The 5,439-nt window shown below is 32.1% G+C and carries 7 protein-coding genes; 3 read left to right on the forward strand and 4 right to left on the reverse strand.

Features of this window, described 5'->3' with window-relative positions; translation table 11 throughout:
- The first annotated feature begins 8 nt into the window (after positions 1-8).
- Entirely contained in the window at positions 9-80 is a 72-nt protein-coding gene (locus tag CBF29_RS13475) for a type I toxin-antitoxin system Fst family toxin (RefSeq protein WP_425469908.1), read from the forward strand.
- A 240-nt stretch (positions 81-320) separates the two neighbouring features.
- On the opposite strand, the gene CBF29_RS13480 is transcribed toward CBF29_RS13475, so the two are convergent.
- A complete protein-coding gene (locus CBF29_RS13480) occupies positions 321-1,082 on the reverse strand; it encodes a hypothetical protein (protein WP_170170088.1) in 762 nt (253 codons plus the stop codon).
- A gap of 544 nt (positions 1,083-1,626) precedes the next feature.
- On the opposite strand from CBF29_RS13480, the gene CBF29_RS13490 reads away from it, so the two are divergent.
- Positions 1,627-2,016, forward strand: coding sequence for a helix-turn-helix domain-containing protein (locus CBF29_RS13490; RefSeq protein WP_126810226.1), 390 nt, complete (start codon positions 1,627-1,629; stop codon positions 2,014-2,016).
- A 402-nt stretch (positions 2,017-2,418) separates the two neighbouring features.
- Here CBF29_RS13490 and CBF29_RS13495 read toward each other — a convergent pair whose 3' ends face one another.
- The 3 genes from CBF29_RS13495 to CBF29_RS13505 form a co-directional block, all read right to left on the reverse strand.
- Entirely contained in the window at positions 2,419-2,700 is a 282-nt protein-coding gene (locus tag CBF29_RS13495; RefSeq protein ID WP_126810227.1) for a hypothetical protein, read from the reverse strand.
- A gap of 545 nt (positions 2,701-3,245) precedes the next feature.
- A complete protein-coding gene (locus tag CBF29_RS13500; RefSeq protein ID WP_126810228.1) occupies positions 3,246-4,166 on the reverse strand; it encodes a replication initiation protein in 921 nt (306 codons plus the stop codon).
- Between the two features lie 556 nt (positions 4,167-4,722).
- A complete protein-coding gene (locus tag CBF29_RS13505) occupies positions 4,723-5,145 on the reverse strand; it encodes a helix-turn-helix domain-containing protein (protein ID WP_125984876.1) in 423 nt (140 codons plus the stop codon).
- A 148-nt stretch (positions 5,146-5,293) separates the two neighbouring features.
- On the opposite strand from CBF29_RS13505, the gene CBF29_RS13510 reads away from it, so the two are divergent.
- Entirely contained in the window at positions 5,294-5,392 is a 99-nt protein-coding gene (locus CBF29_RS13510) for a type I toxin-antitoxin system Fst family toxin (protein WP_125984877.1), read from the forward strand.
- The last annotated feature ends 47 nt before the right edge of the window (positions 5,393-5,439 follow it).

The following is a 5,439-nucleotide window of genomic DNA, read 5'->3' on the forward strand; positions in this document are numbered from 1 at the left end:
CGTTAATTATCGCACCGATCATTGTTGGGGCAGTTCTTGAACTGTTTGCTTATTGGTTGGAAAAGCAAGACGATAATTAAGGGCTAATGCCATTCAACCCACACGCTTAGTCGCAAAGCGAAAAAAAAGCCCCAACCACTCGCAATGGTTGGGGCTTTTGTGCTATGAAACTTGCACTCGAAACTTCTAACGTTTTCGCACTTTTATTATATCATGATTTTATTTTTCTATCAAAATATCCATGACCCGACTATGGGATCAGCAACATTATTATTTGAGTTAACATAAAAGCCATTATTACAAGTTTAAAGATAAAGAAATTATAACTTTGTAAATATTAATCTAGCATCATCTGAAGAGGATCCGTAATCTGTATTGTCATAACTGATTGATATAACCTCGCCATCTTTCAAACTAACGGCAACATCTGTATTTGATCCAGTCAGCTGTTGCTCTCTAGATTGTCCGTCTGAGTCATTATATATTCTGGTGCTCCAACCTAAATTGTCATATTCTGGATTAAGCTTAGCGTTAGTTGATAATTTATAATCACCAGCAAGAATATCTCTACCTACTATGAATTCTCCAACGCCTAACTCATTAGAAGATTCTACTTTTTCGGGAACAGCATTTAATTTAATCTTAGAAATATTTCTGAATTTTAAAATATCGCCTTCAAAAAGTAAGATTCGAATTTTTGAAGCATAATCTCCAGAACCTTTTGCCCCACCAACCCAGTTAATAAATAAAGGTACATTTGCACGTTCACCTGAAATATTACCTGAACCACCAGTAATTTCCAAATCATAAATACCAGGCTTTATTTCTTGCTCACTTCCAATAGCTAAATCACCAGTAACATATAATTCATCAGTAGACTGAGACATAGTAGCTAATTGATTAAGTATATCTAGAGGCTCCTGTGTTTCTTCGACTTGCTCAGATGATTCTTTGACTTTATGAACATTATCGTTAGTAGAGTCTTTCTTTGATTCTCCAGAGTTATCGCTACAAGCGGTTGTTAGAGTAGCTATGGCCAATAATGATAACAATAGGTACCCTCTTTTTTTATTAAAAATCATAATACACTCCTCCATAATAATTTACTATAAATTCATAATATCAAATAAACAGATTTTTTAATACTAGTTATGTAACGTGTTAGTTAACATAATCTGATGTTATAACTAGTTAATTTGAAGTAGTTGCTCCAATACAGAAGAACTACCAGGTAAAAATAAAATTAATCCTAACCCAACTAATAGAGTTCCGACAATTAACGACATAGTAACAATCTTGTTTGAACGTGTTACGTCTTTATTTCTTAAACCGACAACAAGCAATGCAATTCCTAAAAAAATTATTATGAAGTACCATAGTCCCATATCAAACACCTATTTTCTTTATATTTTAATAAATATGATTGTTATAATATTAAAAGAATGTTTAATAAAAAAATAGTAGTTATAAGAAAATTTGGAGAATACTTAATAAATCAGTTAACATAAAGTGGCATTATAATAAGCTGTTTTTTTGTAAAGATTACTTAACAATCGTAAAATATAAAGAGAATCGAACTGAATAAAGTAGGTTTATTTACTAGGATTAAATCAGGAGGAATAGAGAATGGCATTTGGGAAAACACTCAAATCTAAAAGACTTCAAAAAAGATGGACACAAGAAGAGTTATCAGAAAAATTACTCATATCTAGACCAACTATCTCAAGTTGGGAAAGTGATAAAACTCTTCCTGATATTTCAAATTTATTAAAAATGAGTGCTCTATTCGGATGTACTTTGGATGACTTACTTAAGGAGGAGATTAGATTGACAACTAAAATTTTTAAAACAATGACTTATGGAACAACAACGCCCCTACGAATAAAAAATAAAATTTTTAATAAGGAGCTAATCTTAAAAAATCCTAATCCAGAAGTTAAAGCAAACGTTAATATGGAAACAGGAGAAGTAACTTTCTTTATAGAACAAGAAGAATTGAAAAAATTAAATAAATAGTTATTTAACTCATAGGTAGACATAATCGGATGTTATACCGAGCTGTAGACTTACCAACGGTTTCAGACGACAACATTGTGAATCTGAAAAGGTCTACCTTAAAATTAAAAAAGAAGCCTGATTTATAGGGCTTCTTTTTTTCGTGAGATAGTGAAATTTTGAAAAGTGTTTGGGTGGAAAATGTTATTAAATGGAATAAGGCAAGCATCGGGTGTGTGCGCACACGACCCAAAAGGGAGCTTGTTAGGTTTCACCTAAAACCGAGTAAAAATACCAGGAGAAAGATCTTCAAAGTGAAGAACGTTTCTCCTGGTATTTGCTTGTCGATTCTCTCGATTGTTTTTGGGTTGTTAGGGCTTGTCCTAACCGTCTGAAAGACGCTTAATGACGAATACCATTAGTTTAATCTGGTTGAACGTCAGAAGCGCATATTTCTTTTGTGAGAGAGTTCATGTTTACCCAATAGTGTTTTATTTCTTCTAACTCTTCTAATTCTTTTTTGAATAAGTTAAGACTTAGCATTTCTTCTAACTGACGAAAGAGCAGAGCGATAAAATTTTCTTGATGAGTTAAATCAATCTTGTTTTTATGGACGTGTCGTAGCAGTCGATTATAAACAGACATAGAAAATTCATTGAGTAATTCTATCTGATAAATTTTTGATTCCACTTGCTTATCTGTCATGGAAATTCCTCCCGATTTTTTTATGAGGGCGCACTTATACGCACCAAATAAATTTGATTCGATAATCGCTAAGTGCGCACTTATACGCACCAAATAAATTTGATTCGATAATCGCTAAGTGCGCACTTATACCCACCAAAATTTTTTGGTGTCTATCGTGCTAAAAAAGAGAGAAGTTCATGTCTAATCTTCTCTCTTTTTTCGTCAAGCGTGTTGGTTAAAATTCGCTACGCTCATGTAAAAGATAAAAGCTAAGAGTAGTAAAACTAGATAAGTACAAACTAATTCGTAAGAGCATAAGAGAAAGTGGGCCCACTTTCTAAGTCACAAGTCGTCTGTAGGCTGTGCCTACAGTGTTTCTAACCCCTAAAAACCTTTCTCAAAAAAGTGGCAAATGATGTATTAAATGATGTATAAAAATAGCGAATGATGTATCAAACGATGTATAGAATTAAGTAGAAAACACATAGATTTAAGTGAATGATGTATTAAATGATACATAGAAAAAAGGAATGATACATCAAATGTTACATTCCTTTTTTTCTTTATTTAAAGCCATTTTGTAGTTCTTTAAGCAAATCTTTTCTTAATTTTTCTTCTTCTATTTTGTCTGATTCTTTTTGTTGCTGGCTGTAATAATCTGCTTCATGAGTTCCGATTTTTAACCCTAAAACTTTATCTTTTGCGACCCATTTTTCTTCCTGAGAAAGTTCTCCGTTGTGTTCAATGTTAAACATTTTGATTCGTAAATTTTCTCGTTCTCCTTTAGAAAAATCATCAGCATTTTTTGCTTCAGCTTTAAAAGAAAATTGATAACCGATAACTGGTTTTCCTCTACCTTTTCCATACTTTTTCTTAATAGTAAGACCTCTAAAAAGTGGAGTTAATTCTTCTTTAATTGGTTTGAAAATATTTTTATTAATATCACTTTCACGATAACTTTTAGGTATATCTAATAGCTCACTGAAATCTTCTTTAGAAAAATAAGCATAACCTGTAGTTCTAAATTGTTTTAATAATCGAAACATAGTTTTTGAATAACTGCTTTGTAATTCATTAAACTGTTTAAGAGAATATCGAACCCATTCATCAAGTCCATTTAACAAAGGTATGGCTTTTTCAAATAATTTTATATCAACATACGGTTCATCAGTATCGCCAACAATCTCAAATTGAGTAAACATTACAAACATACTTCTGTTTAGTCCGTTGGTACTTCTATTACCAAATCGTAACGAAAGAATTTTTTCATAAGTACTGTAAATATCATCGATAAAACGGCTGTTAGCAGTCGCTTTATAATCACTTAAGTCTTTTAACTGATCAAAGGAAAAACGAACTGTCTGCTCTCCTTTATCACGCATACGTGAAACTATTGAAAAAAAGAGATTCATTTCTACTGGAGAAAATTTTCTTAAAGGAATTGTATTTAATTCAGTATGATATTTAACTAATTCATTTGCCATAGTAAGCCTCCTAATCTAATAAACAAACTATAAAGGAGTGATACTCCTAAGTCAATACCCCATAAACAGACAAAACCACCCCCATAAACAGACAAAACCACCCCCATAAACAGACAAAACCACCCCCATAAACAGACAAAACCACCCCTTAAACATCTTGTATCCCTTGTGGCTCTAAGGCTCAACTGGTGTCTAAAAGAGGTTTAAAAGAGGTTTAAAAGAGATTATAAAAGAGGTACTCTATTTTTCCCACCTAAAAATCACTTCTTTTTATTAAATTGATCTATGCGTAAGACAAAAGGATATAAAAAAGGAGTGAGAGAAAACCACTCTCACATTAAACTTGCAGCAGTCGCTTTACGCTCCTTCGCTAAAACCTAAAACATTTCTCTAAAGAAATGAATTAATAGCCTTAAAACGCAAAAAAAAGAGCTATTTAAGCTCATTTAGTTAAAACTCTTAGTTTGATAAATAAAACGTCTTTCAGACGGTCAGGGTGAACCCTAACAACCCTAGAATTAAAATCAATAGCAAATGATAAGAATAAAAAGCTATTTTATTTCCACCACTGCCACCATCTTTTATTTTCTATATTTTCTTCTAGTAGTTTTGTGTTTTTTTGTTGCTCGTAAAGTAGTAATTGTTGTTGCTGGTTTAGAATTGTTTGAAGTGAATCAATCTGCTCATCTTTTGACATCAATTGTTTATTTTTATCTTCTACTTCCTTTTGCAAAAAATGATTAGAATCTTCAAGGCTTTTAATATATTGAGCTTTAAAATCAACTGCAACATCATTTGTTTCGGTGTTTTGGTCTTTATCTTTAGATAAACCTTTCATAACAAGAGTTACAACTGCATCATCGTACAGTAATGTTTGTCCATCTTGAGCCGCCTCTGTTGCACCAATTGATTTAATGTATCTTGAAACAGTCATTTTAGAAACATTAAGTGTATCAGCCATTTCTTTAATACTTTTCATTATAAACCTCCTGTAACAAACTATAACAACATGCTACCACTTTTGTTGTGGTTATAAAAGATAGTATAAATTGTTAGAAAAATTATGCTATATTAATTAATGGCACTTAGCCTACCAAAGCTATTATAGGTTTGGAGGTGAAACTTGCATGATTGAAAAACTTCTAACGTTAATTATCGCACCGATCATTGTTGGGGCAGTTCTTGAACTGTTTGCTTATTGGTTGGAAAAGCAAGACGATAATTAAGGGCTAATGCCATTCAACCCACACGCTTAGTCGCAAAGCGAAAAAAA

It is taken from the genome of Vagococcus elongatus (assembly GCF_003987645.1).
GTDB lineage: Bacteria > Bacillota > Bacilli > Lactobacillales > Vagococcaceae > Vagococcus_A > Vagococcus_A elongatus.